This window comes from Pseudomonas cuatrocienegasensis (assembly GCF_900110925.1).
Lineage (GTDB): Bacteria > Pseudomonadota > Gammaproteobacteria > Pseudomonadales > Pseudomonadaceae > Aquipseudomonas > Aquipseudomonas cuatrocienegasensis.
In genome coordinates this window covers 12,057-13,355 of the sequence record NZ_FOFP01000035.1, presented here as the reverse complement: position 1 = coordinate 13,355, position 1,299 = coordinate 12,057, and the positions used below count along the sequence as shown (strand labels likewise).

2 protein-coding genes are annotated in these 1,299 nt (G+C 55.1%); one reads left to right on the top strand and one right to left on the bottom strand.

Features of this window, described 5'->3' with window-relative positions; all coding sequences use genetic code 11:
- On the top strand, positions 1 to 320 hold a 320-nt coding region (locus tag BMW49_RS24065; protein ID WP_139205716.1), incomplete at its 5' end, for an integrase core domain-containing protein.
- A gap of 362 nt (positions 321 to 682) precedes the next feature.
- Here the strand turns inward: BMW49_RS24065 and BMW49_RS25385 are convergent.
- On the bottom strand, positions 683 to 1,299 hold a 617-nt coding region (locus tag BMW49_RS25385; protein WP_208600991.1), incomplete at its 5' end, for a calcium-binding protein.

Genomic DNA, 1,299 nt, shown 5'->3' with positions numbered 1-1,299 from the left:
TACTTTTTCATAGTGATCGAGGAAGCCAGTACGCCAGTTTCGATTTTAGACAGGTGCTTCAGGACTACGGAATCACTAGCTCAATGAGCCGACGTGGCAATTGCTGGGACAATGCCTGCAGCGAGACGTTGTTCGGCTCGTTGAAGGTGGAACGGTTACATGATCAGCGGTTTAGTACTCGCCGCGACGCCAAAGACGAGGTCATGAGCTGGCTGCTCTGGTACAACCGAGAGCGCTTGCACTCAACACTGTCCTACGTCAGCCCAACGCAATACGAACATAGTTGGCACGCTTCACAGCTTCAAAAAACCAACCCATGACACGGGCTATGGGGTACGTATTTCGGGGGCAAGGTCATACAAAGCAGCCCACCCGAATGGAAGCGAGCACAGACATCCTCGCATGGTTGCGATACCCCAGCCGACCGAAATAGCGGAGAGATCCCCCGCACCGACTGACAATCAGCAAGCTTCCCGCTGAGCAATGTCCGGCCAAATCGACGCAGCGCCCCCTCTTACAACTGGCTTACGACGAAACTGCATAATTGCATCCACCTGACCACCTGATTGCATTCCACTTGACCAATCAATTGCATAGCATCTAACCATCGACTCTGAGGCAGCCCTCTGCCGGTAAAACAAATAGCCCGCCGGACGGCGGGCTATTTGCTGTTGCTCGGTAGCTATTGCCAATTTGCGGCGATAACCACGTTCAACTGATCACGCTGTGTCTGCGTCAGGTTGAGTTCACCACCTGCTGGGGCACCGAAAGCAGCCATGGCATTGACCAGACTATCCACCTGATTCGCATACAGCGACGAACCACCTGCCTGGATCACGTCAAGCTGCTGGGCTGAGTTGGCATACCAGTCCTGGATGGTGATGCTGTCCTCCGAGCCTGTTACATCGATCACCAGGTTGTCGCCATTACGCGACAGCCACAGATTCTCGCGAACGATACCTTCTAGGCTCAGCACATCGGTGTCGGTATCCGGCGTGTTGGACAGGTTGTTGATCACGTCCTGACCGTCGCCGGCAGCGAACACGTAGGTGTCGCTCCCTGCTCCACCGATCAGGTAATCGTTGCCGGCATTGCCATGCAAGGTATCGTTGCCAACATTGCCACGCAGGGTATCGTTGCCGGCACCGCCGTACAACAGATCATTGCCTGAGCCGCCGTCGAGCAGATCATCACCATCACCGCCTGACAATTGATCGTTGCCGGAACCGCCGTTCAACAGATCATTGCCTGAACCGCCGTCGAGCAGATCGTCACCATCACCGCCTGACAATTGATCGT